The 26,585-nt window shown below is 39.7% G+C and carries 22 protein-coding genes, 1 other RNA gene and 1 pseudogene; 18 read left to right on the forward strand and 6 right to left on the reverse strand.

Annotation, left to right across the window (positions count from 1 at the left end):
* The first annotated feature begins 18 nt into the window (after positions 1 to 18).
* The 7 genes from eno to ssrA all read left to right on the forward strand — a co-directional run bounded on the left by eno (position 19) and on the right by ssrA (position 6,689).
* A complete protein-coding gene (gene eno, locus ABES02_RS10990) occupies positions 19 to 1,317 on the forward strand; it encodes a phosphopyruvate hydratase (protein WP_430134207.1) in 1,299 nt (432 codons plus the stop codon).
* Positions 1,318 to 1,434: 117 nt separating this feature from the next.
* Entirely contained in the window at positions 1,435 to 1,974 is a 540-nt protein-coding gene (locus ABES02_RS10995) for a DUF6241 domain-containing protein (RefSeq protein ID WP_430134210.1), read from the forward strand.
* Between the two features lie 98 nt (positions 1,975 to 2,072).
* Positions 2,073 to 2,306, forward strand: coding sequence for a preprotein translocase subunit SecG (gene secG, locus ABES02_RS11000; RefSeq protein ID WP_430134213.1), 234 nt, complete (start codon positions 2,073 to 2,075; stop codon positions 2,304 to 2,306).
* A gap of 147 nt (positions 2,307 to 2,453) precedes the next feature.
* Complete coding sequence (locus tag ABES02_RS11005) at positions 2,454 to 3,200, forward strand: alpha/beta hydrolase (RefSeq protein WP_430134216.1); 747 nt, start codon at positions 2,454 to 2,456, stop codon at positions 3,198 to 3,200.
* 23 nt (positions 3,201 to 3,223) lie between these two features.
* On the forward strand, positions 3,224 to 5,632 hold the full coding sequence (rnr, locus tag ABES02_RS11010) for a ribonuclease R (RefSeq protein ID WP_430134218.1): 2,409 nt from the start codon (positions 3,224 to 3,226) through the stop codon (positions 5,630 to 5,632).
* Positions 5,633 to 5,721: 89 nt separating this feature from the next.
* Entirely contained in the window at positions 5,722 to 6,189 is a 468-nt protein-coding gene (gene smpB / locus ABES02_RS11015; RefSeq protein WP_430134221.1) for an SsrA-binding protein SmpB, read from the forward strand.
* Positions 6,190 to 6,353: 164 nt separating this feature from the next.
* Positions 6,354 to 6,689: a transfer-messenger RNA gene (gene ssrA / locus ABES02_RS11020) on the forward strand.
* A 597-nt stretch (positions 6,690 to 7,286) separates the two neighbouring features.
* Here ssrA and ABES02_RS11025 read toward each other — a convergent pair.
* Complete coding sequence (locus ABES02_RS11025; RefSeq protein WP_430134916.1) at positions 7,287 to 7,454, reverse strand: LAGLIDADG family homing endonuclease; 168 nt, start codon at positions 7,452 to 7,454, stop codon at positions 7,287 to 7,289.
* Positions 7,455 to 7,607: 153 nt separating this feature from the next.
* On the opposite strand from ABES02_RS11025, the pseudogene ABES02_RS11030 reads away from it, so the two are divergent.
* From ABES02_RS11030 to ABES02_RS11060, 7 genes and pseudogenes are all read left to right on the forward strand, one after another.
* Positions 7,608 to 8,458: pseudogene (locus ABES02_RS11030) on the forward strand (LarC family nickel insertion protein).
* Positions 8,459 to 9,150: 692 nt separating this feature from the next.
* Positions 9,151 to 10,497 (forward strand): gluconate:H+ symporter, encoded by a 1,347-nt coding sequence (locus ABES02_RS11035; protein WP_430134224.1) that lies wholly within the window; start codon positions 9,151 to 9,153, stop codon positions 10,495 to 10,497.
* A 240-nt stretch (positions 10,498 to 10,737) separates the two neighbouring features.
* Positions 10,738 to 11,559: an ATP-dependent sacrificial sulfur transferase LarE gene (gene larE, locus ABES02_RS11040; RefSeq protein WP_430134227.1), complete on the forward strand. Its 822-nt coding sequence runs from the start codon at positions 10,738 to 10,740 to the stop codon at positions 11,557 to 11,559.
* A gap of 43 nt (positions 11,560 to 11,602) precedes the next feature.
* Complete coding sequence (locus tag ABES02_RS11045; protein ID WP_430134230.1) at positions 11,603 to 13,378, forward strand: PrpR N-terminal domain-containing protein; 1,776 nt, start codon at positions 11,603 to 11,605, stop codon at positions 13,376 to 13,378.
* A gap of 258 nt (positions 13,379 to 13,636) precedes the next feature.
* Positions 13,637 to 14,974, forward strand: a complete 1,338-nt coding sequence (locus ABES02_RS11050; protein WP_430134233.1) for a four-carbon acid sugar kinase family protein — start codon at positions 13,637 to 13,639, stop codon at positions 14,972 to 14,974.
* 116 nt (positions 14,975 to 15,090) lie between these two features.
* Positions 15,091 to 16,095 carry a 4-hydroxythreonine-4-phosphate dehydrogenase PdxA gene (gene pdxA / locus ABES02_RS11055; protein ID WP_430134235.1) on the forward strand — a complete coding sequence of 335 codons (1,005 nt, stop codon included), beginning with the start codon at positions 15,091 to 15,093 and terminating at the stop codon, positions 16,093 to 16,095.
* A gap of 122 nt (positions 16,096 to 16,217) precedes the next feature.
* Positions 16,218 to 17,468: a lactate racemase domain-containing protein gene (locus ABES02_RS11060; RefSeq protein WP_430134238.1), complete on the forward strand. Its 1,251-nt coding sequence runs from the start codon at positions 16,218 to 16,220 to the stop codon at positions 17,466 to 17,468.
* 168 nt (positions 17,469 to 17,636) lie between these two features.
* Here ABES02_RS11060 and ABES02_RS11065 read toward each other — a convergent pair whose 3' ends face one another.
* Positions 17,637 to 18,290 carry a spore coat protein gene (locus tag ABES02_RS11065; RefSeq protein WP_430134918.1) on the reverse strand — a complete coding sequence of 218 codons (654 nt, stop codon included), beginning with the start codon at positions 18,288 to 18,290 and terminating at the stop codon, positions 17,637 to 17,639.
* Between the two features lie 168 nt (positions 18,291 to 18,458).
* Between ABES02_RS11065 and ABES02_RS11070 the strand changes: the two genes are divergently transcribed.
* From ABES02_RS11070 to ABES02_RS11080, 3 genes are all read left to right on the forward strand, one after another.
* Positions 18,459 to 19,031, forward strand: coding sequence for an IMEF encapsulin system ferritin-like cargo protein (locus tag ABES02_RS11070; RefSeq protein WP_430134241.1), 573 nt, complete (start codon positions 18,459 to 18,461; stop codon positions 19,029 to 19,031).
* Between the two features lie 333 nt (positions 19,032 to 19,364).
* On the forward strand, positions 19,365 to 20,213 hold the full coding sequence (locus ABES02_RS11075) for a family 1 encapsulin nanocompartment shell protein (protein WP_430134244.1): 849 nt from the start codon (positions 19,365 to 19,367) through the stop codon (positions 20,211 to 20,213).
* A gap of 3 nt (positions 20,214 to 20,216) precedes the next feature.
* A complete protein-coding gene (locus ABES02_RS11080; RefSeq protein WP_430134247.1) occupies positions 20,217 to 20,561 on the forward strand; it encodes a 2Fe-2S iron-sulfur cluster-binding protein in 345 nt (114 codons plus the stop codon).
* Positions 20,562 to 20,598: 37 nt separating this feature from the next.
* Here ABES02_RS11080 and ABES02_RS11085 read toward each other — a convergent pair whose 3' ends face one another.
* Entirely contained in the window at positions 20,599 to 21,066 is a 468-nt protein-coding gene (locus ABES02_RS11085; protein WP_430134250.1) for a hypothetical protein, read from the reverse strand.
* 232 nt (positions 21,067 to 21,298) lie between these two features.
* Between ABES02_RS11085 and ABES02_RS11090 the strand changes: the two genes are divergently transcribed.
* Positions 21,299 to 22,570, forward strand: coding sequence for a polysaccharide deacetylase family protein (locus tag ABES02_RS11090; protein ID WP_430134253.1), 1,272 nt, complete (start codon positions 21,299 to 21,301; stop codon positions 22,568 to 22,570).
* 42 nt (positions 22,571 to 22,612) lie between these two features.
* On the opposite strand, the gene arcC is transcribed toward ABES02_RS11090, so the two are convergent.
* From arcC to ABES02_RS11105, 3 genes are read right to left on the reverse strand one after another with little or no spacing between them, the layout of a single operon-like run.
* Positions 22,613 to 23,575 carry a carbamate kinase gene (gene arcC / locus ABES02_RS11095; RefSeq protein WP_430134256.1) on the reverse strand — a complete coding sequence of 321 codons (963 nt, stop codon included), beginning with the start codon at positions 23,573 to 23,575 and terminating at the stop codon, positions 22,613 to 22,615.
* A 26-nt stretch (positions 23,576 to 23,601) separates the two neighbouring features.
* Positions 23,602 to 25,092 (reverse strand): YfcC family protein, encoded by a 1,491-nt coding sequence (locus ABES02_RS11100; RefSeq protein WP_430134259.1) that lies wholly within the window; start codon positions 25,090 to 25,092, stop codon positions 23,602 to 23,604.
* 24 nt (positions 25,093 to 25,116) lie between these two features.
* Entirely contained in the window at positions 25,117 to 26,472 is a 1,356-nt protein-coding gene (locus ABES02_RS11105) for a M20 family metallopeptidase (RefSeq protein WP_430134261.1), read from the reverse strand.
* Between the last annotated feature and the right edge of the window lie 113 nt (positions 26,473 to 26,585).

Here is a 26,585-nt window from a genome sequence, read left to right on the forward strand (position 1 = left end):
TTTTAAGGAGAGATACAAATGCCATTTATTGCTGATGTATATGCACGTGAAGTATTAGATTCCCGCGGTAACCCTACTGTTGAAGTTGAAGTTTTTACAGAATCAGGCGCTTTTGGCCGCGCATTAGTTCCTAGCGGTGCGTCAACTGGTGAATACGAAGCAGTTGAACTTCGTGACGGCGACAAAGAACGTTACCTTGGAAAAGGTGTTCTTAAAGCAGTTGATAACGTAAACGAAATTATTGCACCAATGCTTGTTGGCGAAGAATTCAGCGTCCTTGATCAAGTTGCTGTTGATAACGCTCTAATCGAGCTTGATGGCACAGACAACAAAGGAAAATTAGGTGCGAACGCTATCCTTGGCGTATCTATGGCGGTTGCCCATGCAGCAGCAAACTACCTAGACATTCCTTTATATCAATACCTTGGCGGCTTCAACTCTAAACAGCTTCCAGTTCCAATGATGAACATCGTTAACGGCGGTGAGCATGCAGATAACAACGTTGATATTCAAGAATTCATGATCATGCCTGTAGGTGCTCCAAGCTTTAAAGAAGCACTTCGCATGGGTGCTGAAATTTTCCATACTTTAAAATCAGTTCTTAAGGCAAAAGGTCTTAACACAGCTGTTGGGGACGAAGGCGGATTTGCTCCGAACCTTGGTTCAAACGAAGAAGCTCTTCAAACAATTGTGGAAGCTATCGAAAAAGCCGGCTACAAGCCAGGTGAAGAAGTTATGCTAGCAATGGATGCTGCATCATCAGAGTTTTACAACAAAGAAGATGGCAAATACCACTTATCTGGTGAAGGTGTCGTGAAGACATCTGCAGAAATGGTTGACTGGTATGAGGAGCTTGCTTCTAAATATCCAATCATCTCTATTGAAGACGGCTTAGACGAAAACGACTGGGAAGGCCATAAGCTTTTAACTGAGCGTATTGGTGGAAAAGTTCAATTAGTTGGTGACGACCTTTTCGTTACGAATACTAAAAAACTTGCTGAAGGTATCGAAAAAGGTATTGCTAACTCAATCTTGATTAAAGTTAACCAAATCGGTACTCTTACTGAAACTTTTGATGCAATTGAAATGGCAAAACGCGCTGGCTACACGGCTGTTATTTCCCACCGTTCTGGTGAAACAGAAGATAACACAATTGCTGATATCGCTGTTGCTACTAACGCTGGCCAAATCAAGACTGGTGCGCCATCTCGTACAGACCGTGTCGCAAAATACAACCAATTGCTTCGCATTGAAGATCAATTAGGTGAAACAAGCCAATACAATGGCCTTAAATCTTTCTACAACCTTAAGAAGTAATTTTTTATAAAATCGCCCTTGCTCACCATGAGCAAGGGCTTTTTGTTACAAAAAATGAAGGGAATTGCTGTATCCTTGTTTAATATAAAAAGTAACTAAAAAACTAAGGAGAGCAGGATGAAAAAATATCTACTCAATTTATCAAGGCCCCAACGAATAATTATTGTCTTTGCAATACTCTCTTTGGGTTTTTATTTTTATTTTTCTAAAGGATCTCTGCTGACTCAAAAGGATGCTGTGACCGTAAATGAACAGAAAACGAATGAGGGAGAAACGGTCATTCAACTCCAAGATAAGGACAATGAAGAAATTGCCAAAGCGTTTCCGTTAGAGATGACCGAAAAGGAAGTCATGGATAAGATACACAAAATGTCCCATCAAAAAATTGTCTCGGATAAAAAGTGGGGAGCTATTCCCTTAACTCAAGAGCGGGTAGACCGGTTGTTGAAGGTAGTAAATAATAATCACTATGTGAATGCAGAGGTATACCAAAGCATTTTAAAGCGCTGGGCCAAAAAAGATTTTTCTCGTGTTGACAAAGATCATAATGAGATATGGGACCTTCAGGGAGGAACGATTGGGATAGCGGTTGGCATTTCGACTCCTGATGAAGAAAAAAAATTTATCGAAGAAAATTTCGATGTTGGCAATGAGTGATATTCCCAAAAGCTGTCACATAACTACTATTGTTAAAAGGGCAAGTTTATGGTAAATTTAAAATACTGTGAAATGTACGTTTAACAGGAGGTGGCCTCATGCATGCATTAGTTGTTACATTATTAGTAATCGTAAGTATTGGACTTATTGTTGTTGTATTACTTCAATCAGGTAAAAGCGCTGGATTATCTGGTGCTATTTCAGGTGGTGCTGAATCCCTATTCGGCAAACAAAAAGCACGCGGAATTGATTTGATTTTACATCGCATTACAATTGTATTATCAGTTCTATTTTTCCTTCTTGCTCTAGCCGTTACTTACTTTAAAATCTAATATAAAACATTCAAAACCTGGCCTCATGCGCCGGGTTTTTTTGTTGTATCGGAATGAAAACACCCACTACAAGCCTTTTTTCTGGAATGTTCTCTACTGCTTTGCTTAAACTAAGATAAGCTAATTGAAATAGAAGGAGTTTTTTGCATGAGAGTTTCTACACCAAAGCCATTTACCTTTGAGGGAGGAAAAAGAGCCGTGCTTCTTTTACACGGATTCACTGGCAATTCAGCTGATGTCCGAATGCTGGGCCGCTTTCTCGAAAAAAAGGGCTACACCAGCCATGCGCCGCATTACAAAGGTCATGGCGTACCGCCTGAAGAACTGGTAAACACCGGGCCTGAAGATTGGTGGAATGACGTCATGAATGGCTATGAATTTTTGAAAAATAAAGGTCATAAGGAGATTGCAGTGGCGGGACTTTCCCTTGGCGGCGTATTTTCTTTGAAATTAGGATACACTGTACCTATAAAAGGAATTGTAACCATGTGTGCACCCATGTATATAAAAAGCGAAGACGTAATGTACGAGGGAGTTCTCGAGTATGCTCGTGAATTTAAAAAACGGGAAGGAAAAACCGACGAGCAAATCGAATTGGAAATAAACGAGTTTAAAAAGACACCCATGAACACATTAAAAGCGCTGCAGGCTTTAATCTCGGATGTTCGGGAAAATGTAGACATGATTTATGCTCCAACCTTCGTCGTTCAGGCACGGCATGACAATATGATTAATACGGAAAGTGCTAACATTATTTACAACGAAATTGAGTCAGAAACAAAGCAAATTAAATGGTATGAAGAATCGGGTCATGTGATTACGTTGGATAAAGAACGTGAACAACTTCATGAGGATGTTTATGCCTTTTTAGAAAAGCTTGACTGGCACGATTAAATCCTTTAGAGGAGGGATTATTTTTGGAAGAAAACATACAAAAGCACGTAGATAGGCTTTTGAAATATATGAAAGACGAAGCTTATAAACCATTAACAGTTCAAGAACTGGAAGCAGCATTTGGCATTGAAGACTCCAGTGCCTTTAAAGAGTTTGTCAAAGCACTTGTACAAATGGAGGAAAAAGGGCTAGTCGTGCGCACACGCAGCAACCGCTATGGTCTCCCGGAAAAAATGAATTTAATCCGCGGGAAACTGACGGGACATGCTAAAGGCTTTGCGTTTGTCATTCCCGATGAGCCAGGCATGGATGACATTTTTATTCCGCCCAATGAAACAAACACAGCGATGCATGGGGATACCGTTTTAGCCCGTGTTTCTTCGGAATCGTCCGGGCAGCGCCGGGAAGGAAGCATTATCCGCATCATTGAGCGGGGCGTTCAGCAGGTTGTCGGAACATATGTGGAAAGCAAAAGCTTTGGCTTTGTGATTCCTGATGATAAAAAATTTGCCAGTGATATTTTTATCCCTAAATCCGCATCGAAGGGAGCGGTTGAAGGTCATAAAGTAGTGGTAAAACTGGTGACGTATCCGGAGGGCCGCAAAAGTGCGGAAGGTGAAGTCATCACCATTCTTGGTCACAAAAACGACCCAGGTGTAGACATTCTTTCCGTTATACATAAGCATGGTCTGCCAATGGAATTTCCTGATGATGTATTAAAGCAGGCAACGGAAACACCTGATACCATTGATGAAAGTGAATTGGCCAATCGCCGCGATCTTCGGAATGAAACCATCGTGACAATTGACGGTGCAGACGCGAAAGACCTTGATGACGCAGTAACGGTGACGAAACTTGGTAATGGTAACTATAAGCTCGGCGTTCATATTGCTGATGTTAGTTATTATGTAAAAGAAGGAACACCAATTGACCGCGAAGCAGAGGACAGGGCGACGAGTGTTTATTTAGTTGACCGGGTTATTCCAATGATTCCCCATCGTTTATCGAATGGGATATGCTCATTAAACCCAAAGGTGGATCGATTGGTTCTATCGTGTGAAATGGAAATATCATCAGATGGTGCTGTTGTTTCGCATGAAATTTTTCAAAGTGTAATTAAAACAACCGAGCGGATGACCTATCATGATGTGAATCGAATCTTAATCGATAAAGATGAAGAAACGAGAGCGCGCTACGAGACATTAGTTCCGATGTTTGAATTAATGGAAGAGCTGGCTGCGATTCTTCGTGACAAACGGATGAAGCGCGGGGCTATCGATTTTGATTTCAAAGAATCCAAGGTATTGGTTGATGAAGATGGAAAGCCGGAAGATGTCATTCTCCGCGAGCGTTCCGTAGCAGAGCGATTAATTGAAGAGTTTATGTTAGCTGCCAATGAAACGGTTGCTGAGCATTTCCACTGGATGGAAGTTCCGTTTATTTACCGAATTCACGAGGACCCTAAGGAAGATAAACTGCGGAAGTTTTTCGAGTTTATCACGAACTTTGGCTATATTGTAAAAGGTACTGCAAATGATGTTCATCCTAGAGCGTTGCAGGAAATTATTGAAGAGGTTCAAGGAAAACCTGAAGAGATGGTTGTATCAACTGTCATGCTTCGCTCTATGCAGCAGGCAAAATATGATCCGGAAAGTCTTGGACACTTCGGTTTATCAACAGAGTTTTATACTCATTTCACTTCCCCTATTCGTCGTTATCCTGACACAATTGTGCACAGGTTAATCCGGACTTATTTAATCGAAGGTAAGCTTGATGAGACGACTAGGGAAAAATGGAATGCCCGATTGCCCGAAATTGCCCAGCATTCTTCGAAGATGGAGCGCCGTGCCGTTGACGCCGAGCGGGAAACAGATGAATTGAAGAAAGCTGAATATATGGAGGATAAGATTGGCGTTGAATATGACGGTATTATCAGCTCCGTAACCAACTTCGGTATGTTTGTCGAATTGCCAAATACGATTGAAGGTCTTGTCCATGTCAGTTATATGACTGATGATTACTACCGTTTTGACGAACGTCACTATGCTATGATTGGTGAGCGGACCGGTAATGTCTTCCGTATCGGGGATGAGATTACTGTACGGGTGGTAAAAGTCAATAAGGAAGAACGGGTAATTGATTTTGAAATCGTCGGAATGAAGGGAACACCAAGACGAGAACGTTCCGAAACTCCGAAGGTTTTTAAAACAGGCAGCGATACCAACAAGCCGCGCCGGAATAAGCAGCAGGGTGGAAAGAATCAAGACCGCAACAATCAAGGCCGTAACCAGGGACGAAATAATGATCGGAATCAAGGTGGCAATGCTGAAGCGGGCGGCGGTCAAGGTAAAAAGGCGAAAAAGAAACGTAAATTTTACGAAAATGTCCCGAAAAACAAGAGTACTAAACGGAAAAACAAGCGAAACTTTTAAAATGGGGGAGAGCCTGGTAAAAAGGCTCTCTTTTCATTGTACAGGCATGTTTATTCTGCTAAAATAAAATCCATAATGAGGTGAAAATTATGCCAAAAGGTGAAGGGAAAGTCGTTGCGAATAATAAGAAGGCTTACCATGATTATTTTATCGAAGAAACGTACGAAGCCGGCATCGTTCTTCAGGGGACAGAGATTAAGTCGATTCGCGCTGGAAAAGTAAATCTCAAGGATTCCTATGCGCGGATTCTGAATGGGGAAGCCGTATTAATTGGATTGCACATTAGCCCTTATGAGCAGGGTAATCGCTACAATCACGATCCATTACGAACACGGAAGCTTTTGCTTCATAAACGTGAAATTGATAAGCTCATCGGCGAAACAAAGGAAGCGGGTTATGCGCTAGTCCCATTGAAAATGTATTTGAAAAACGGTTTTTGCAAAGTTTTAATTGGTCTCGCAAAAGGTAAGAAAAATTATGATAAGCGTGAAGCATTAAAGCAAAAAGAAGCGAAGCGTGAGATTGAGCGGGCGTTCCGCGACCGTCAGAAGATGTAAATGGTTCGTCTTACAGATACTTACAATTGAAAAATCCGCTCAGTGTGTTATAATAAGTTTGTCGCTAAGTTGCGACACAATCTTTTGCTCAAACAACTTGTTGGGCATCCGATATCGTCTGCTAGAATCATTAAGTTGATTTAGCACATTTTATATGGGGACGCTACGGATTCGACAGGGGTAGTTCGAGCTTGGGTTGCGAGTCGAGGGGATCGGCCTCGTTAAAACGTCAACGCCTATAACTGGCAAAACTAACAACAACTTAGCTTTCGCAGCTTAATACTGCATAGCTGTTCGCCCCTCCATCGCCTATGTGGTAGGGTAGCGGACTCACTCTTAGTAGGCTACGCCGGAGTCCACCGTCTGAGGGCGAAGGAAGAGAACAACCAGACTAGCTGGCCGGACGCCTGTCGATAGGCAAAAGGATCAGCGAAACACGAATATGTCGACTACACTCGTAGAAGCTTAAGTGCCGATATCTTTGGACGCGGGTTCGATTAGTAATTAGTCGCCTTGTGTGGTAACACGCAAGTGAAAATCCGGCTTTATCGGTGAAACCTAAGTCGCTGAAACAAGCGATAAGGCAATGCCGAGCGGTATGTGGAGCAATCCAACAGCCGTGTATCGACTTATAGGCTGCCACTTTCAGTGGTAGTACTAGGATGCGAAATCACATGCCTTTAAAAGGTAAATTTATGTTTCGCATAAGACGCCGGAGGACCTGTTTGTTAAGCAGGTTCAAGATATAGTCAGTGCCATGACGAAAGCATGGAAACGCACGTCCCGCCGTCTCCACCATACATAAGGTGGATACAAGATCAGCTGAGAAGCTGGTCTTTTTTATATTAGGAAAAAAAGTTTTCTCAAATGCTCCTTTCTTTTCAAGTAATTCCTTATTATATTTTCCGTTCCGTGGTGTACATTTTTCATAATTATCAAGAATCCATAATGCACGATTTCTTTTTTTATCCACTCTGAGATAAGGAGAAACTTTTTTAAAGTTAGTAATACGGTTTCTTTTTTCTTAATAATTAATGTAAAGGAATCTTTATGCCTTTCAGGATTGTAGTTCTTTTTAGTATTGATTGATCCACCAATTATAGATGAATATATAGCAATAGCTCTTTATCTGTTGAGGCGATTGTAATACAAGGTCGCCTATGCTCATTTTCATGCATTCTAGTTAAGGAAATAGAGCCTTCTCCATCGATTATTCCTGCAATATAAGCTGCTTCCCAGCATTCCGTGAATTTTGCTCCCAACATTTTTAAATTAAGAACATATGTTCTTGTTGATGTTTTATTCTTTTTTCTATATTTTTTCAAATTACAATCTAAAGTTTCAATCAATATCTATGCTTTTCAACTTGCATTTTTCTACAAACTCTACAGAAATGCAAAAAAAGGAGCGAACAAGGGATGAAAACACTGTATATCGATTGTTTTTCAGGGATCAGTGGTATATGTTTATCGGAGCTCTCCTAGATGCAGGGGCAGATCCAACTATTTTAGAAAAAGAATTAAAGAAGCTTCATTTTGAAGATGAATATCAATTGACTTGGAAGAAAATCGTTAAAAACGGAATTACAAGTACTAAGTTTGATGTAGTGCTAGTACATACTGACCATCATCATGAACATGACCATCATCATGAACATGACCACCATCATGAACATGACCACCATCATGAACATGACCATCATCATGAACATGACCACAATCATAAGCATGATCACGATCATGAACATGACCACCATCACCATCACCGTTCATACAGTGATATTGTAAAAATGATTGAATCATCCGATTTGGCAGCTGAAGTGAAAGAGACTTCATTAAAAATCTTTCGAAAAATTGGTGAGGCGGAAGGGCATATTCATGGTATGCCATTAGAAAAAGTTCATTTTCATGAAGTGGGTGCAGTCGATTCGATTATTGATATTGTCGGGGCGGCCATCTTAATTCATCAGTTAGACATTAAGAAAATAAAATCCTCAGCCATTCCCGTAGGCACAGGAAAAATACATATCGATCATGGAGTTTATCCAGTCCCTGCACCAGCCGCACTCGAAGTCTTAAAAGGTGTACCGATTGAACAAAGCAATGTACGATTTGAACTTACAACCCCAACAGGTGCGGCCATCGTAGCCGTGCTGGCAGAAGAATTTTGCACAATTCCATCTATGAAAGTAAATTCAATTGGATATGGTGCTGGAACAAAAACGTTTAAAGACCGTCCAAATGTACTTCGTGTCATCATTGGAGAATAGGACATAGGAGGAGTTTAAAGAAATGGCAAAACTTCATAAGATCCCTTTGAAAGGAGTGTACGAGCAGGTTTAGAAGACGATTGATCAAGATTAATGAAATTGTTCAGAGATGCGGATAAAGGTGTTACCTTTATTCGCATTTTTTTTGAAAAATTAGTATCGTAATACCTCGCAACTTTTTAGGGGAAAATAGAGTTAGTAAACATTCTGTAAAACCTCGAATTAATCATGTCCAATAAGACCTGATCCACTCATGTGTTGCCAAAAAAGGTGTCGATCTGATATTCACAAAAGACCTCTGTTGAAAAAAAGAACACAAACATTTCATTTTGTCCTATTGACAAGATTATTTTAAGATTATAAAATGAGAACGTTCACATGTGATGCGATAAACGACAGTTCTTACGAATTCTATTTTCTGATAGATATAATGTGTTGCAATTTTATCTTTCAGCAAAGAAAATAGAGTTTCATAGAATGATTTCTAACCTAAATGAATAACCGCGAATAAAAGATCAGTGAGCCTAAACTCCTGATATTTTAATCCGATTTCATGAAAGCACTTGCAAGAGTGTGCTGAGTGATTTTGTGAAGGTACAGAAACGTTGTATGTAAGAATAATCAATATACTTCATATGTAAAAAGAAATAATAAAGTATTTTTATAAAAAAGGAAGATGGGGGAGAGCAGTTATGCCTTTAGTAATAATTGCATTAGGGGTACTATTATTACTCATTTTAATTATGCGCTTCAAATTAAACACATTTGTATCATTGATCATCGTTGCCTATCTTGTAGCTTTAGCATTGGGCATTCCAATGAAAGATGTTGTTAAATCAATTGAAACCGGTTTAGGTGGAACGCTTGGCCATATAGGAATTATTTTTGGACTTGGTGCTATGCTTGGCCGTTTAATCGCCGATGCAGGCGGTGCTCATCGAATTGCTACAACTTTAATTGACAAATTCGGTGAAAAAAGAATTCAATGGGCGGTTTTAGTCGCTTCATTTATTTGTGGGATCGCTTTATTCCTTGAAGTTACAATCGTATTATTAATCCCAATTATTTTCTCAATCGCAAAAGAATTAAAAGTCTCCATTGTAAAATTAGGTCTTCCGATGGTTACAGCTGCCTTGGCGGCACATGCTTTCTTGCCTCCGCATCCGGGCCCAATCGCTGTTGCAGCAGAATATCATGCCAATGTTGGTCTCATGTTACTTTACGGAATCATCATTGCCATCCCAACGGTCATTTTAGCTGGTATTTGGTATCCGAAAATTGCGCAAAAAATTGTGCCGTCTGCATTCACTAGAGAAGGCAGTTCGTCTTTCGGCGTACAAAAAACATTTAAACCAGAAGAAACACCAGGTTTTGGAATCTCTGTTTTCACTGCATTATTCCCTGTTATCTTAATGGCGATTGGTGCCATTGTGGATATCTCGCAGCAAACGTTAGGATTTAAAGATAATGCGGCAATTGGATTTATCCGCTTTATTACGAACTCTGACTCTGCTATGATCCTTTCCGTTTTATTCGCCGTCTACTCGATGGGATTACAAAGAAAGATTCCAGTGAAAAACTTAATGGATTCTTGTTCTTCAGCGGTAAACGCTTTAGGAATGCTGCTTTTAATTATCGGTGGCGGCGGTGCCTTAAAGCAAGTTCTTATTGATGGCCATGTTGGTGATTATGTCGCTAAATTATTCGAAGGTTCTCATATGTCACCAATACTATTTGCTTGGATTGTTGCAGCATTATTACGTGTTTGCTTAGGCTCTGGTACCGTTGCTACCTTAACAACTCCTGGGTTAGTGCTTCCAATGCTTGCTACAATGCCGGATGTTAACTTGGAACTTGTTGCCCTGGCAACTGGAGCTGGAAGTGCGATCGCATCACACGTTAATGACGCCGGATTCTGGATGGTTAAAGAATCTTTAGGCATGAACATTAAAGAAGCTTTTGGCACATATACCGTACTTTCCACTATCGTGGGTGTATCAGGATTAGTCTTTACTTTAATATTAGATATGTTTTTATAAAATAAAAAAAGGGGCCATTTTATAGATTCTATAAAATGGTTTCTTTTTTGTATGGCTCTGTTGAACTTGGTTGTTGATTTCCGCTCTAATCAATATAGTCATAAAGAAATCACTTTATTAAACACTTTTACTTTGCTAGAAATTTGCTTATACTTTAAAGTGTTGCAAAATGCATAAGTTTTTTTCTGTTCAGTAAGAAATCGGAGATTGTTTAAAAATATAGAGTTAGGTGGAATAAGCATGATTGAGAAGTATGAACGGTTGAAAGAAATTTTAAAAGAGATGGGAAATGTTGTTGTTGCTTATTCGGGTGGTGTCGATAGTACGTTTTTATTAAAAGTGGCTGTTGATGTTTTAGGAGTTGATAAAGTCTTGGCTGTCACGGCCGATTCTGAGACATACCCTTCAAGTGAATTAGAAGAAGCGAAGAAGCTGGCAAAAATGATAGGTGCAACACACCAAGTCATTGAAACCTCTGAACTAAATATTCCTGGCTACGTAGAAAATGACCAGAACCGTTGTTATTTCTGTAAGAATGGGTTGTTCGATCAAATCGTTCCCATCATGCATCAGAAGGGGTTTGAAAACGTGGTGTATGGTTTAATTGCTGATGATATGAGTGAACATCGTCCTGGAGTCCGTGCAGCCAAGGAACATGGAGTCCGCGGGCCTCTCCAAGAGGCGAATCTTTATAAAGAAGAAATTCGTGAACTTTCAAAACAATTAAACCTGTCTACCTGGGAAAAACCCTCGTTTGCCTGTTTATCTTCTCGCATTGCCTATGGCGAAAAAATTACGCAGGAAAAATTAACGAAGATTGAAAAATCGGAGGCTTATATCAAAGGATTGGGGATCAGACAAGTGCGAGTTCGAACTCATCAAGAGATTGCCAGGATTGAAGTAGAGCCTCAGGATATGCCCTTAGTATTAGCACATCACCAAGAAATCATGGAAAATCTTCAACGATTCGGTTATAAATATGTCACTCTCGATCTTTACGGATATATCAGCGGCAGCATGAACAAAGTGTTAACAACAAGCTTTACTAAGGAGAGTCTATAATGGAAAATAGAAGGATAGAGGATATCTTAGAAGGTGAAGGGTAATGATTAAAGCATTGGTGATTGTCCCTTATGAGGGATTGTATGAAATGATGAAAGAAATCCAACAACAAGTAGACGATATACAATTAGATATCGAATTGGGGAACTTACATGAAGGTGTGGCGATTGCAAAGGACGCTGAATATAATGGCTACCATTGTATAATCAGCCGTGGCGGTACAGCTTCCATGATTCAGGAGGCTGTTTCTTTACCTGTGATTGACATTCAGGTGACTGGCTATGATGTTTTACGCATTATCACACTGGTAAAAGGATTTTCACGTAAAGCGGCAATCGTCGGATTCTCGAATATTACACATGGGGCTGCTACAATCTGTAAGCTTCTTGATTTAGATATTGAAACATTCACGATTACAAAAGATATCGAGGTTCAAGAAAAATTAGCGAATGTAAAAAACCTTGGCTATGAAGTGGTAATCGGTGATGTGGTTACGGTACAGGCTGCCAAGCAATTGGGACTGACAGGAGTTCTTATTACATCTGGAAAGGAAGCTATTATTGATGCTTTGGAAGAAGCGAGAAGGACCTACCGCATATTCTCGCGGCTCCAGCAGGATGTTTCTTTATTTCAATCTATACTCGATTGCCAGGAACAGGCGGTAGGGGTTTTCAATAGAGATGAGAAAATAGTTTTTGGGAATGAACGTTTTAATAAAGAATTTCATGGGATGAAATTAGAGATTTCGCCAGAAATAAAACAGTTAATACAAGAAACGGTCGTATCACGTGAAAAGAGAAACAAAACCGTTCACATCAATCATTCGTTTTGGGAAATAACTGCAAGCTCAAAAGAGGATGCGACCGTATTATTTTTTGAAAAAAGCGTTCCTAATCAAGCAAATATAAAGGATCAGGATGTTGTGAACCAAAAGACAATAGAAATTCATACATCCGCATCATATACCCCTATTTCTGGAAAAAGTGAACCGATCCAGCGTGTGTTAAAGCAAATAGATCAATACAGCAGCAGTGAAGAACCTGTCTGGATTACCGGAGAAGAGGGAAATGGTAAAGAATTAGTTGCCCACACCATTTATTTAAAAAGGAAAACAAAGCATGAACCATTTATTGTTATGCATTGTGACTTATTAAATAACGAGCAGTTGAAAGAATTAGCGAATGAAGACTTTTTTAAAAAATTTGCAAATGGTGTTATCTACTTAAAAAACATCGATAAGTTGAACTCTTCTATGCAAAATGAGTTATATCAAATAGTCAAGAATGAAAATAATAAAAAGCTGCAATGGCTTGTGTCCTCTGAGGGTAATATTGAAGAAAAGGTCAAAAACGGCACGTTTAATGGAGAATTGTATCATTCATTAGGAAAAATAACCATTAGTATACCTCCACTCCGGGAACGTAGAGAAGATATTGAGGATTTAGTTCATGTCTTTATTTCTGAATTACATCCCAAATATGGCAGTTTAGTGGTTGGGATCCGACAGGATGCTTTGATGGAGATGACCAACTATGATTGGCCAGGAAATGTAGAACAACTTAAACAAGTAATCGAACAATTGTTTTTGCAAACAAATTCTTATTATATCGAGAATGAAGATGTTGAAACCGTTTTAGAAAGATTCGAGCAGCAAGAGAAGAAGAGTAATGCATTAGCACCTATCGATATTAGTGGCACCTTAGAGGAAATCGAAAAACAAGTGATCACGAAAGTCCTAGAAGAGGAAGGGTTAAATCAATCAAAGGCTGCTAAACGTCTTGGGATTAACCGTTCTACATTATGGCGTAAGCTGAAATAACAGCTTGCGTTTTTTTTGTGGCAAAATGAAACAGGATATGATGCAAAAAACAACGTATTAAAAATTCGATGAGAAATTATCAAAAAATCATTGCTAAATGCAACATTTTATTTTAATATTAATAGTGCTGAAAGCGTTTTAGGTTTGAACATAATAACCGCTTAAGAAAAACAATACATGAATAGGCCATTTAGGTCGGAAAATAATAAAACGCAAACTATACAAACTGAAATTGCGAAAAAGGGGGTAGGGATGTAGGTGAAACTAGCGGTGATAGCAGATGATTTAACAGGTGCAAATGACACTGGTGTCCAATTTGCCAAACAAGGTTTAAACACCACAGTGCTATTTTCAGATACAAAATTACAACCAACACATTTAAGTGAAGATGTCCTTGTTTTAAATTCAGATAGTCGTGCCTTGAAAACTAGAAAGGCTTACGATGTCGTTGTTAATCTATCTGCACAATTGAAAAAACTAGATGTACCAAAAGTTTTTAAGAAAATAGATTCCACCATGAGGGGAAATATCGGTCCGGAAATAGATGCAGTAATGGATGTATTCAACTTTAAAACTTCGTTTGTTGTACCTGCTTTTCCGAAAAGTAATAGAGTCACAATAAATGGAAATCATTATGTCCATGGTGTCCTTTTAGCAGAAACTGAAATTGCTAATGATCCAGTCAACCCAGTAAAAGAAAGTTACCTGCCAAAATTACTGAAGGAGCAAAGTAAGAGGGAAGTCGAATTCATTTCCATTTCTGATGTAAGAAAAGGAAAAAGTCATTTATCTGAAAAAATGAATGTGTTGTCCTCAGGTGAAATCTCCAAAATTATCATCGTTGATGCCACTACTGATGAAGAACTAAAGACGATTGTTGAAGCCGCTGAAATTTCACAAGAGAATTTTCTTTGGGTTGGTTCAGCTGGAATTGCTTATCATCTTTTCAACACAGGCCAGCGTGAGGAGCTATTATGTAAGCCGCAGGCTGGGGAACGACTTCCGGTGTTAGTTGTAGCAGGTAGTGTGAATCCTATCATTGATCGGCAAATTGAAGTTCTGAAAGAGAAAAATAGTGTTGAAGAAATTGTTATTTCTCCAGAGGAGTTCTTTTATAAAGATAGGAGAAAACGTGAAATTGAACGGATTGTTAGAGCGGGTCAAGCATTGTTGGAAAAAGGCGATTTAGTGGTAACGACCAATCGCAAGCGAGAGACGATTAATAGAGTCAAGGAGCTTCAACGTCAACTGGGTTTATCGAACTTTGATGTAGGTAATGCCATTTCCCAATCGATGGGGATTATTGCAGGACGTTTAATTGAAAGTAGGAAGATTTGCGGCGCGGTTTTAACAGGCGGGGAAATTGCAGGCGCCACATGTAAAGAATTAAATGGAGAAGGAATCCGGGTCATTGGTGAAGTTGAAGCTGGTATTCCATACGGAAAATTATTCGGTGGTTTGTTTGACGGGATGCCGCTTGTTACAAAAGCGGGTGCATTTGGAACTGAACAAGCACTTTCAAAAGCTCTTCAAACGATTATTGAAATTAATGCACATGTTCATAACGGCGATTGGCGATATACGAATATTTCATAATTAGATACCACCACTTAATATAAGGAAAAAAACGCCAAGCATAGGTTCCATTAGAGTTATTGGTTTTTCAACCTATGGTTGGCAAAAATAAGATGTGATAACGGGAGGAAATCAATATGGCAGCCAATAAACCAAGTATTGCGATTACAATGGGGGATCCATCAGGAGTCGGACCTGAAATTATCGTTAAATCTTTGAACGATCAAAACATCTATGAAAATTGCCGCCCTTTTGTGATTGGCGATCTTAAAATTCTAAAAAGAGCTTTAGAAGTAACAAATATCGATCTTCAATTTAATAGCATCTCAAATCCTGTAGAGGCAAAGTGCCAATACGGAACAATCGATATTATCGATTTAGATTTAGTTTCTGAAGATTTACCGTGGGGACAAGTTTCTCCTGAGGCTGGAAATGCTGCCTTCCGTTATTTAGAGCGGGCAATTGCATTGGCTAATGAAGGAAAAATTCATGGAATTTGTACAGCACCATTAAATAAAGAAGCACTTCATAAAGCAGGTCATATTTATCCGGGCCATACTGAAATATTAGCTGAATTAACGAATACAAAAGATTTTGCTATGATGCTATCTGCTCCTGGCTTAAGAGTTATTCATGTAACAACCCATATTGGCATTATTGATGCAGTGAATAAAATTAATGTTGACCGTCAATATACAGTGATTAAACTTGCGCACGATACGTTACAAAAAGCTGGGATTAAATCTCCTCGAATCGCCGTTTGCGGAATTAACCCTCATGCCGGCGAAAATGGACTTTTTGGAAATGGTGAAGAAGAAGAAAAAATTATTCCTGCCGTAGAAAAAGCACAAGCAGAAGGAATTAATGTACAGGGACCACTTCCAGCCGATACATTATTCTTTAGAGCAAGACGCGGTGATTTTGATATCGTTGTGGCACAATATCATGATCAAGGGCATGGGCCAATTAAAGTATTGGGTCTGGAAGCTGGAGTAAATATTACAGTCGGTCTTCCAATTATTCGTACCAGTGTTGACCATGGAACAGCTTTTGATATCGCCGGAAAAAATATTGCGGACGAGCTATCGTTAAAAGAAGCGATTCGGATGGCGATTGAATTAGCTCCTGAGAAATTGTCCTAATAAAATAATCATGATATCGAAGCAAGAGGCCATATGAAAGGTCTCTTGCTCACTTTGTATTTAACGGATATTGACTCTATACCAAAATTTTGAGTGTTTCATTTGAAAGGAGATAAGTACGAATGTCTTTTCCTAAAATGGCTAAAATAAGACAAAATTTTATAGTGGAAAGTCTAAAGGATATTCCTGCAACCATTTCGGAGCAATTTACCCATGTAAAAGCCGACGAAAAAATAAAGCCTGGCATGGAGATTGCCATTACTGTTGGAAGCAGGGGGATTGCCAACATTCCTTTAATCGTTAAAAGTGTTGCTGATGAAATAAAAAAAAGAGGGGCAACCCCGTTTATTATTCCTGCAATGGGAAGCCACGGCGGCGCAACAGCTGAAGGGCAAAAAGAGATGGTGGAAAGTTTAGGTTGTACGGAAGAATTCACTGGCTGTGAAATTCGTTCATCCATGGATGTGGTGGAAGTCGGAGTCACGTCTGCAGGTATTCCTGTTTATGTGGATAAGATTGCTTACAATGCGGATGGAATTATCGTAATGGGCCGTGTGAAGCCGCATACCGATTTTAAAAATAAAATTGAAAGCGGCGTCTTAAAAATGGCTTCTATCGGTATGGGAAAACATAAACAAGCATTGGCTTTACATACTTATGGTATTTATGGAATAAGTGAGATGATGCCGGAAGTGGGAAAAGTGGCGATTGCCAATTCCAATACACTATTTGGTGTAGCTATTGTGGAAAATGCTCATGAAGAAACGGCTATCATTGAAGCGATTGAACCAGAGCAAATTGAAGAACGTGAAAGTGAATTATTGAAAAAAGCCTTTGACTTGATGCCAAGTCTTCCAATCGATGAAATCGATATTTTGGTCGTTGATGAAATTGGCAAAAACTACAGCGGCACGGGTATGGATACGAATATTATCGGCCGAATCCGCGTTTTAGGAGTTGAAGAGCCGAAAAAGCCAATTATCAAATATGTGATTGCTTCCAATTTAAGCGAAGTAAGCCACGGAAATGCGCTGGGAATTGGATTGGCTGATTTAACAACCAAGCGTTTATTTGAAAAAATTGATTTGAAAACGATGAATGAAAATGTGGTCACAAGTACCTTTTTAGCGCGGGCTAGTATTCCAATTGTTCTCGATAATGACCAAGAAGCACTAAAAGCAGCTTTACGCGCTACCTGGGGAGTGGCTTCGGAAGAGGCAAGGATCGTCAGGATCCCAAATACGCTTCATATTGGGGAGTTATATGTATCAGAAGTCATTTTTCGTGAGTTAAAAGATAAAGAAAACATCGAAATATTAGAAGATCTGAAAGAAATGAATTTTGATGCAGAGGGTTATTTTTTGCCAATTTAGTTGTTACTCCTGTGAGTGCCTAAAATTTTCATGATAGCAAACATTAAAAACAGCTTTCCATATGGAAGCTGTTTTTTTGTATTTAATATAGGAACCTTTTGACACATCACGGTTAAGGACACTAATAAAGCTATCCTTTCCTTTATGGAAACGGATAGCTTTTGTTCTTTAATGATTCATATTATTCATATTCATATTATTTTGCATCTGCGGCATGCCTTGGGCAGGTGAGAAAGCGTTTAGTAATTGCTGCATATCCTGCTGGGCAAGCTGTGGTACTTGATAGTAATGGTGTTTATTTTGATAAATAGAAAGCTCATATGCCATTTCAATGCAATTTGGAACGGAGTCAGCCAACACGCGGCGGACCACCGGATTAGCTACCTCACAGGCTGCCACTGTCTTCATTGAGGCACCGGTTTTACAAGAGGCCAGCATACAGCTTGAAATGTATTCATCATTAATTTCCGAAGCCGATTGCCAAGGTTTTTTTGGCTGCGATGGTTTCATTCCATAGACCCAGTCATTGCCTTGTTTCATCATATATTTTCCGGTTGGTTTCGAAGGATCTTGTCCGGTTTTAAAGCACTCCAGGGTAATGTTGTATTCGTCCTGTATGAATTTATATTGGCGGTCAAGAATATCGAGCAGTTCTGGATCTTTTACGTGTTGACGCAGCATCAAATAAGAATTCATAGTCCCAATGGAACTAGATAAGACCTCATGTACATCAAACATTTCATGGCCACCGTGATTCATTTGTGGCGGTACTGCGCCTGTATGCATATTTTGGTGCATTTGTCCTTGTTGTTGGTTTTGCATCATATCCATATTGAATCTCCTCCTTAAGTCATTGGGCATAACCATAGTTAGTATGTTTCGGGGAACGAGAGTTATTCATCATTTTGATGAAAATTATGGAAAAATGGTTTTAAAGATGCCCTTCAAAGTCAATAATGACATGTAGTTAATTATTCGGGGGTATGGAGATTGAAAGAAGAACTAAAGATATTTTATCGAATTTTTACCGAAACAAAGGACGCGATTGAAAAATTTATGAATATGCTCGATCCAGTTATTCAAAATGCGACGGATGACCATGAACGTTTGTATTATCATCATATTTTTGAAGAGGAAGAGCAGCGGCTTTCCCGTTTAGTGGAGCTGATTCCGCTTATTAGCAAATTTGAGAAAGAAAAGGACGAGAAGGATTTTGCTCCGACCAATAATGAATTTAACCGGCTTTTACAAGAGCTCAACCTTGAAAAATTCGGCTTACATAACTTTGTCGAACACTTGGATTTAGCGCTGTTTCGCTTTACAGATGAAGAACGAAGCACGATGTTAAATCAATTACGCAAAGTATCATATCAGGACTATCAGCAGGTAAAAGCGATGTTAAATGAAATCAATAGCCGTTTTGATACGAACTATGTTGACCCGCATGCCCATCATGACGAGGAACATGATCATTTAGACCGCTCTGGTACTGCACCGGTTGCAACGCCTGCAGCTGTCAATTTGAAAAATAAAAAAGGATTTACGGTCGGAAGTTTAATTTAAAAATGGAGGTTTAGCGGAATAAATCGTTGTGTTCGCGGAATTAATCATTGAATAAGCGGAATTATCATCATACTTCGCGGAATTAATGAACAGTTTAGCGGATTTATTACAAATTTTAGCGAAATCCCATTTTATTCCTGAGCCGAGACAGCCGTTCGCGAAATAAATAGCAAAGTCCGCGAAATAAAATCACTTTTTCGCGAAAATAATTAAAAGGTCCGCGAAATAAAAACCAAAATCGGCGAAATAAATTCAAAAACGCGCGAAATAAAGTTTCGACGCGGCCGATATAAATCAAATCATCATTTAAATTTAAAAAGGAGAGGAAACCAAATGAACAAATCACAATTATTCCCAGATTCGCCCATAACAGATCCAGAATTTTCTCTATTAGATAAAACCGTTATCGATACAGCACGCAGGCAGCTCGTAGGACGGCGCTTTATTGAATTATACGGTCCGCTCGGACGAGGAGTTCAAAGCATCGCTAACGATATCTTTATCGAAAACCTTGAAGCAAAGATGGATATGCAGGGTTCCTTTGATACAAACTTCGAATCCAGTAAACGTGTCAATCATACAATTCCATTACTATATAAGGATTTCGTTTTATTTTGGCGTGACCTTGAGCAGGCAAAGGTATTAGACATTCCGATTGATTTTTCACCAGCTGCCAATGCCGCACGGGATGTGGCCAATCTAGAAGACCAAATGATTTTTCACGGGGCGAAAGAGTTCGACATCCCTGGCTTAATGAATGTTCAAGGACGAATCACTCATCTCATTGGGGAGTGGTATGAATCCGGCAGTGCCTTCCAGGATATTGTCGAGGCTAGAAGCAAGCTGCTCGAAATGAACCATCATGGGCCATTTGCGCTTGTCCTTTCACCGGAACTTTATTCACTCATTCACCGTGTACATAAGGATACCAATGTTTTAGAAATTGAACATATCCGTGAATTGGTGACAGACGGGGTATTCCAATCGCCAATGTTAAAAGGCAGAGCAGGAGTCATCCTCAATACAGGACGTAATAATCTCGATCTTGCCGTTTCGGAAGATTTTGATACTGCCTATATGGGGCAGGAAGGGATGAACCATCCCTTCCGGGTATATGAAACCGTGGTGTTAAGGATCAAACGGCCGTCTGCCATCTGCACGCTGGAATCGATAGGGGATTAACCAGTGAAGCAGCGAGCATATACTGTAGGCTCCCTTATACCAGGAAATACAGTTGAAGCACCAATAATACTGCAGCCGCCTCCGGTAAAATCTATTCAGGAAAAAATTATCATTCAACAGGGCAGCGATCAATTTGAAATAACACCCACAAAGGGAAAATTGCTTGATGCGGCCCTAAATCAAGGGAAGCCCATTCAATACAAGTGTCGAAAAGGAACATGTGGCCAATGTACGGTGAAGATTTTACAAGGTCCGAAATTATCCATGCCCAATGAATTAGAGCATAATAAGTTAAAAAATGAATTAAAAAATGGCTATCGCTTGGCCTGCCAGGCGGAAATCATCTAAAACAAACGAGGTCCCGCAATAAAGGGACCTCGTTTTACTATGCAAATAACTGAACTAATTTTTCTTCAACAGGGAATGGCAGCGTAATATTGTGGTTTTTTAATTCCTTTACACTAATATCACGCACAAGCTTAAGCGCTTCTTTTTTAAAAGAGCTTGTCACGAAACCATGGTTCACTTCACATAGCTTTTGTAAGTATTGCAAAGTATCGCGAAGCAATAATTGTTTAATATAAGTATTATTCAACTGGCAGATTAATTTGTGCTGCAATCCTTTAATGACCGCAATTTGATCGACATGGATAATTAAGTTAGTGCCGTTTTCATCGATAAAACAAACCGAAATATATTGCCCTTTAGAGATATCAACATTAGTAAACACAGGGTTTTGATAGGTTTCTCCGGTTGATAAGCGAATCGAATCAGCTTCTGCGGCACCACCAATTTTACGATGATTAGATATAACCGTATGAATATCCTTCAACCCATATAGCATGTTAAACATGTTGATAATCCCCCTTTTTGAAAAAAAATATCTCTGATATCTATATCGTCATTTTAAAGATAATGAGAATCATTGTCAATGGGAATTGAGTACTTAAATATGTCAGTTTTATGAAGGAAAATTAATCTACTCATCACAATAGTTTATTTGAATAATACCGATTCTTTGAAACATATGTGAAGAAAAAATAGTCTATATATACAACAGCATCTTCCATAAGAGGTGATGGCATTTGAAGGTTTGGATAAAAGTTTCTCTTTTGGCACTACTCCTTATCACTGTTTTAACTGCTTGTGATTCGAAAGAACAACAATCAAAGCCAATCAAAGATGTTCCCCAGAAACAAACTGAATTGCCGCCAAAAGAAGTAGCACCTATGACAATCAAATTAAAGGAAATCAAGGAAAAAGAAAATCTAGGATTGGTTAAAGATTGTGAATTTAGTGCGTTGGATAGTACTATGGTGCAAGTAAAGGAAAAGTGGGGAGAGCCAGACCGCGTTGATCGTGCAGGTTCTGGTTTTTATGCTACTTATGAACATCGAGGGATAGCCTTTGGCTTTAACGCGAATGGAGAAATCTTCGATGTACGCTCCTTCTCAAATGAGCTTCAACAAATATCTTTTACTGAAATTGAAAGGACATTGGGAAGTCCAGATCAAGTAACGGAATACAATAATGATCAAATAGAAACTTACGATATAAATGCCACTATCCAACTGAAATTCATCATTCCAGAAAAGACTAAAGTAATCGATCATATCTCGGTTTTTAATCAACAAAGAGCGGCTAAATATCTTCTTGATATTAAAGGGAACTCCAATCAACTATCTAGTTCTGCCTGGGAAAAAATGCTTCAATGGCGTAAACAAATGGTTAATTTTTCAAAAGGGCATGAAAATGTTTATATTAATGGTCCTAACCAGAAGAGGGTGGCTCTCACTTTTGATGATGGACCCGATGCAGCGATTACGCCGGCAATCATTGATATTTTAAACAAATATAGGGTAAAGGGAAACTTCTTTTTTATTGGAAGCAATGTGGTGAAATATCCTGAGGTTGTAAAAAAGGCGTTTGATAATGGGAACCTTGTCCTCAATCATAGCTATAATCATGTTGATTTAACTAACTTAACAAATCAAGAAATACAATCTCAAATCGAAAAAACTGAGCAAGCAATCGCTGAGATTATAGGAAAAAAGCCGGCAATTATCCGTCCACCATATGGAGAAACGAATCCTAAAGTAGCTTCAATAGCCCAAAATGAAGGAGATTCGATTGTCATTTGGTCGATTGACACGTTGGATTGGTCGCAAAAGGAAGCAAGTAATATCGTCAAAAATGTGGTGGCTAACGTCAGGAATGGTGATATTATTCTCATGCATTCAACGCCTGAGCAAACTGAAACCAAAAAGGCCTTGCCACAAATCATCGAGGAACTTAAAAAGAGGAATTTTGAAATCGTTGGTTTAGATCGATTATTAAATGTGAAAGCCTACCATTAAAAACAAACCATCTCTCACAGGTAGGAGAGATGGTTTTCTTTTTTAAGCGAGGACGACTGCGCCGTGTAAGCTAACGACTGTGCCCGCAGTTCCATAAATTGCGTTAAAAGCTTGGTCCAAAGAGGTAATAATCGTTTTCCGTTCAGGACTTGTCTTAGCAAAATTGATAGCAGCTTCCACTTTTGGGAGCATACTGCCGGCAGCAAAATGTCCGCTCACGATATATTCATTCAGTTCTTCTATACTGACATCCTCTAATTTTTTCTGGGTTGGTTTGTTAAAATCAATATAGACATTGTCAACGGCGGTTAAAATGATTAAGGCATCCGCTTCGACTAACTCAGCCAGCTTTTGTGAGGCAAAATCTTTATCAATAACCGCTTCAATCCCTTGAAGTCCGCTTGGTGTTTCCACGACAGGGATGCCGCCGCCGCCAACAGAAATGACGATATTTCCTTCCTCGACGAGGGAATTGATGATGGCGTGCTCCTTGATACTAACAGGCTTTGGTGAAGGAACAACCCGGCGCCAGCCGCGTCCAGCATCTTCTTTAAAAAATGTTGCGGATTCCTCCATGATTTTTCGAGCTTCTTCTTCTGAGTAGAAAGGTCCAATTGGCTTGGTTGGATTCAAGAAAGCCGGGTCATTCTGATCGACAACCACACGTGTGACGACGGTGACGACATTTTTCGAAATCCCACGTTCCTTCAATACTTTATCCATCGCGTTTTGCATCCAGTAACCAATCATACCCTGGCTCATTGCACCGCATGTTTCAAGTGGCATCGCTGGGTTCTTGGTTGAATCGGCTGCCGCCTGCTGTAGTAGAATGTTTCCTACCTGCGGTCCATTACCGTGAGAAATAATAATATCAATGCCTTTTTCGATAAAATCAACGAGCTGCCGCGCTGTTTTTTCAAGGGCTAATTGTTGTGCTTTTGCTGTTGCATCTCCAGATTGAATCGCATTGCCGCCTAAGGCAATCACCACTTTTTGTCTTTTCATCTATTATCGCCTCTTTTTTTAAAATATTAACTTATCATTGTTGCGACACTCATAATCACCATGACAATGAGAGAGAGTCCAACGACTAATTTCCAAACATGTTTTAAATACGTGCTATATGGAATGCGGGCAATGGCCAATGCACCCATAATAACGGCGCTTGTTGGCGTGAGTAGATTGACGATTCCGGAAGCACTTTGGTAAGCGGTTATTATCATATCCCTACCAACACCAGCAAAGTCAGCCAACGGCGCCATAATCGGCATTGATAGTGTTGCTAGACCTGAAGTGGATGGCACTAAGAAGGATAATGGCAGATAGAAGAGATAGGAGATGTTCGTGAACAGAACGGATCCCATGTTATCTAGTACGCCTTCACCCCAGTGAAGAACAGTAGCGGTCATTCCGCCGGCATCCATGACAACGGTGATGCCTCGAGAAATTCCGATGATAATGGCTACGCCTAATAAATCGCGTGCCCCGTCGATGAAAGTGCTTGTAAACTCTGATTCTTTCATTCTATAAATAAAAGCAATGATGATAGAGGAGGTTAAAAACAACATGGTTAATTCTCCAAACCACCAGTCACCAAGCGGAATCATCCCGCCTAGTAATTTTCCGATGAATGGAATTTTTCCTAGAGCCGCTACCAAATCTTCAAATATAGTAATATGGAATTTCGCTGCCCATGGAATTACCCCTAAAATCATCACGACAAAAGTAAGTCCAAAAACAGTCAAAACCGCTTTATGTCGTCCGGTAAATTCGATATCTTCATTTTTTTGTGATAAGAAATGTTTTTCATTGTCCTCTTTCATATTAGCAATCAGTGATTTGGATGGATCCGCCTTCACTTTTTTTGCATAACGCATAACGAAGATGATAGTTACAATTAAGGTAACCACTAGGATGATGAGGCGAAGCCCCATTCCATCACCAATCGAAACTCCGGCAAATCCGGATGCGATTCCAGTTGCAAACGGGTTAACAGTTGAACCTAAACAGCCGATGCCAGCACCAAGTGCGATAATCGATACGGCTGTTAGAGCGTCGTAGCCAGCAGCAATCAAAACAGGGATGAGGATCGGATAGAAAGCGATTGTTTCTTCTGCCATCCCGTAAGTGGTACCGCCAATCGCGAAAAGCGTCATTAGTATCGGAATGAGCCATTGCTCCCGACCCTTTAATTTTCGAATAACCCGGGTAACACCGGCATCGATGGCTCCCGTTTTCATGACAATTCCAAGGAAACCACCGATGACAATGACGAATAGGGCGATGTCCTTGGCATCAAAGAACCCATTTATCGGTGCATTTAACACTTCCCAAATTCCTTGGGGAGTTTGTTTATCGGTTGATAATTGATGATAGGTTCCTGAAACTGGAATTTCTTGCTGTGTGGCTTTGTCTACTTTTGTATCGTACTGCCCGCCTGGGATCACCCAGGTCAGGGCTGCAATGACGACTATAATCAAAAATAATAGCGTATAGGCAGTGGGCATTTTGAGTTTTTTCATAAGAATTCCCCCATATATTTAGTATTAGCGGGACAGGTGGTAGATTGCTTTCGCATAAATCAACATTGCTTTAAACATCTCTTTTAATTCAATGTGTTCATTTGGCTGATGCTCTGTTTTGGCTTGATGTGGAAAAATGGCGCCAAATGCGACGAAATTTTCAAAAGCTCTGGCATAAGTGGCCCCGCCGGATGAAATCGGCTTAGAATCCACATCCCCAGTTACCTCCTGATACACATTCATTAACGTCTTGATTAAAAAATGATCCTTTGGAACATAAATGGATTTCAGGTAATCGAATTCGTTGTAGTCTAAACCGTATTCGTTTGCTACTTGTGTGAGACTATTCACAATCATATTCTTATCAACAGTTACTGGAATGCGAATATCAATTGATAACTTTTCAACCTCTTCATTCAATTCTATTTTTCCAACATTGAATTTCAATTGGCCGGATGCTTCATCTTCAAGTTCACCAAAAATCTTGACAGCAAATGGGTCTTCGTTGATCAAATCATTGACGAACTCGATCGTTTTGGAAGTATATCCACTCTTTTTTAAACCCATTAATAATCGATTTATCGCATTGATTCCTTTTTCTGTTACTTGGGCATGGACCGCTTTTCCAAGAACGGTAAGTCCATTTTCAGTGGATTCAAAAGCAAAACCTAAATCCTCTAATGCCGCTTTCAATTCAGGCAGTTTGTCCCCTGAGTACTGTGCGATGTCAGGCACCGCATTAAAGGCATTCCCTGATTTCAAAAGTAAATTTGTTTCGTTTTTGCCCTCTAATACAAACTGCAGTAAGCCTTTTTCGGCATAGACGAGCGGGAAGACAGAGTCTGGAGCAAAGCCCATGCTTGGTTTTTCCTCGATTTCACTATACCGGTTCATGCAGCGCCACAGTGTTTCTTCATCGGTGCCGAAAATGAAACGAACTCTTTTACTAAAATCAATTCCTAGATTCATTAAGGCTTTTACTGCATAAAGGGCTGCAAGAGTGGGTCCCTTGTCATCCTGAGTGCCTCGGCCGTACATTTTCCCATCCTTGATGATGGCTTGAAAAGGAGGAGTAATCCAGTCATCGATACTGCCGGCGGGGACAACGTCAAGATGTCCAAGGATAGCGATCATTTCTTCACCATCACCAATCTCAGCGTAGCCGTAATAGCCTTTTGGGTCGTAGTAGGTCCTGAATCCTAAAGTTTCGCAAATTTCAAGATTCTTTTTAAGGGCCAAGTCGATGTTTTTCCCAAATGGTAAATGTCCTTCGCCTTCATTTATTACACTAGGGATTTCAATTAGCTGTTTTAAGGAATTATGAAATTCGTCTTCGATATTTTTAAGCTCTGGAATCAAAGTTTCGGAGATATTGTCCATGTTTTTCCTCCATTACTCATTAGTTCAGGTAGTTTTAGTTGTTTGGAGAGGCCGTTAAATTTTTTATCTGCGAAAAATCAGACTTTATCTGCGAAAACTTACAGTTTATCTGC

The sequence above is a fragment of the Neobacillus pocheonensis genome, assembly GCF_050477905.1.
Classification (GTDB): Bacteria; Bacillota; Bacilli; order Bacillales; family Cytobacillaceae; genus Neobacillus; species Neobacillus pocheonensis_A.

Excerpts from the sequence above, each read along its gene's own strand:
- eno (WP_430134207.1), top strand. The coding sequence starts at position 19 with ATGCCATTTATTGCTGATGTATATGCACGTGAAGTATTAGATTCCCGC.
- ABES02_RS10995 (WP_430134210.1), top strand. The coding sequence starts at position 1,435 with ATGAAAAAATATCTACTCAATTTATCAAGGCCCCAACGAATAATTATT.
- secG (WP_430134213.1), top strand. The coding sequence starts at position 2,073 with ATGCATGCATTAGTTGTTACATTATTAGTAATCGTAAGTATTGGACTT.
- ABES02_RS11005 (WP_430134216.1), top strand. The coding sequence starts at position 2,454 with ATGAGAGTTTCTACACCAAAGCCATTTACCTTTGAGGGAGGAAAAAGA.
- smpB (WP_430134221.1), top strand. The coding sequence starts at position 5,722 with ATGCCAAAAGGTGAAGGGAAAGTCGTTGCGAATAATAAGAAGGCTTAC.
- ABES02_RS11025 (WP_430134916.1), bottom strand. The coding sequence starts at position 7,454 with ATGTTGGGAGCAAAATTCACGGAATGCTGGGAAGCAGCTTATATTGCA.
- ABES02_RS11035 (WP_430134224.1), top strand. The coding sequence starts at position 9,151 with ATGCCTTTAGTAATAATTGCATTAGGGGTACTATTATTACTCATTTTA.
- larE (WP_430134227.1), top strand. The coding sequence starts at position 10,738 with ATGATTGAGAAGTATGAACGGTTGAAAGAAATTTTAAAAGAGATGGGA.
- ABES02_RS11045 (WP_430134230.1), top strand. The coding sequence starts at position 11,603 with ATGATTAAAGCATTGGTGATTGTCCCTTATGAGGGATTGTATGAAATG.
- pdxA (WP_430134235.1), top strand. The coding sequence starts at position 15,091 with ATGGCAGCCAATAAACCAAGTATTGCGATTACAATGGGGGATCCATCA.
- ABES02_RS11060 (WP_430134238.1), top strand. The coding sequence starts at position 16,218 with ATGTCTTTTCCTAAAATGGCTAAAATAAGACAAAATTTTATAGTGGAA.
- ABES02_RS11065 (WP_430134918.1), bottom strand. The coding sequence starts at position 18,290 with ATGCAAAACCAACAACAAGGACAAATGCACCAAAATATGCATACAGGC.
- ABES02_RS11075 (WP_430134244.1), top strand. The coding sequence starts at position 19,365 with ATGAACAAATCACAATTATTCCCAGATTCGCCCATAACAGATCCAGAA.
- ABES02_RS11085 (WP_430134250.1), bottom strand. The coding sequence starts at position 21,066 with ATGTTTAACATGCTATATGGGTTGAAGGATATTCATACGGTTATATCT.
- arcC (WP_430134256.1), bottom strand. The coding sequence starts at position 23,575 with ATGAAAAGACAAAAAGTGGTGATTGCCTTAGGCGGCAATGCGATTCAA.
- ABES02_RS11100 (WP_430134259.1), bottom strand. The coding sequence starts at position 25,092 with ATGAAAAAACTCAAAATGCCCACTGCCTATACGCTATTATTTTTGATT.
- ABES02_RS11105 (WP_430134261.1), bottom strand. The coding sequence starts at position 26,472 with ATGGACAATATCTCCGAAACTTTGATTCCAGAGCTTAAAAATATCGAA.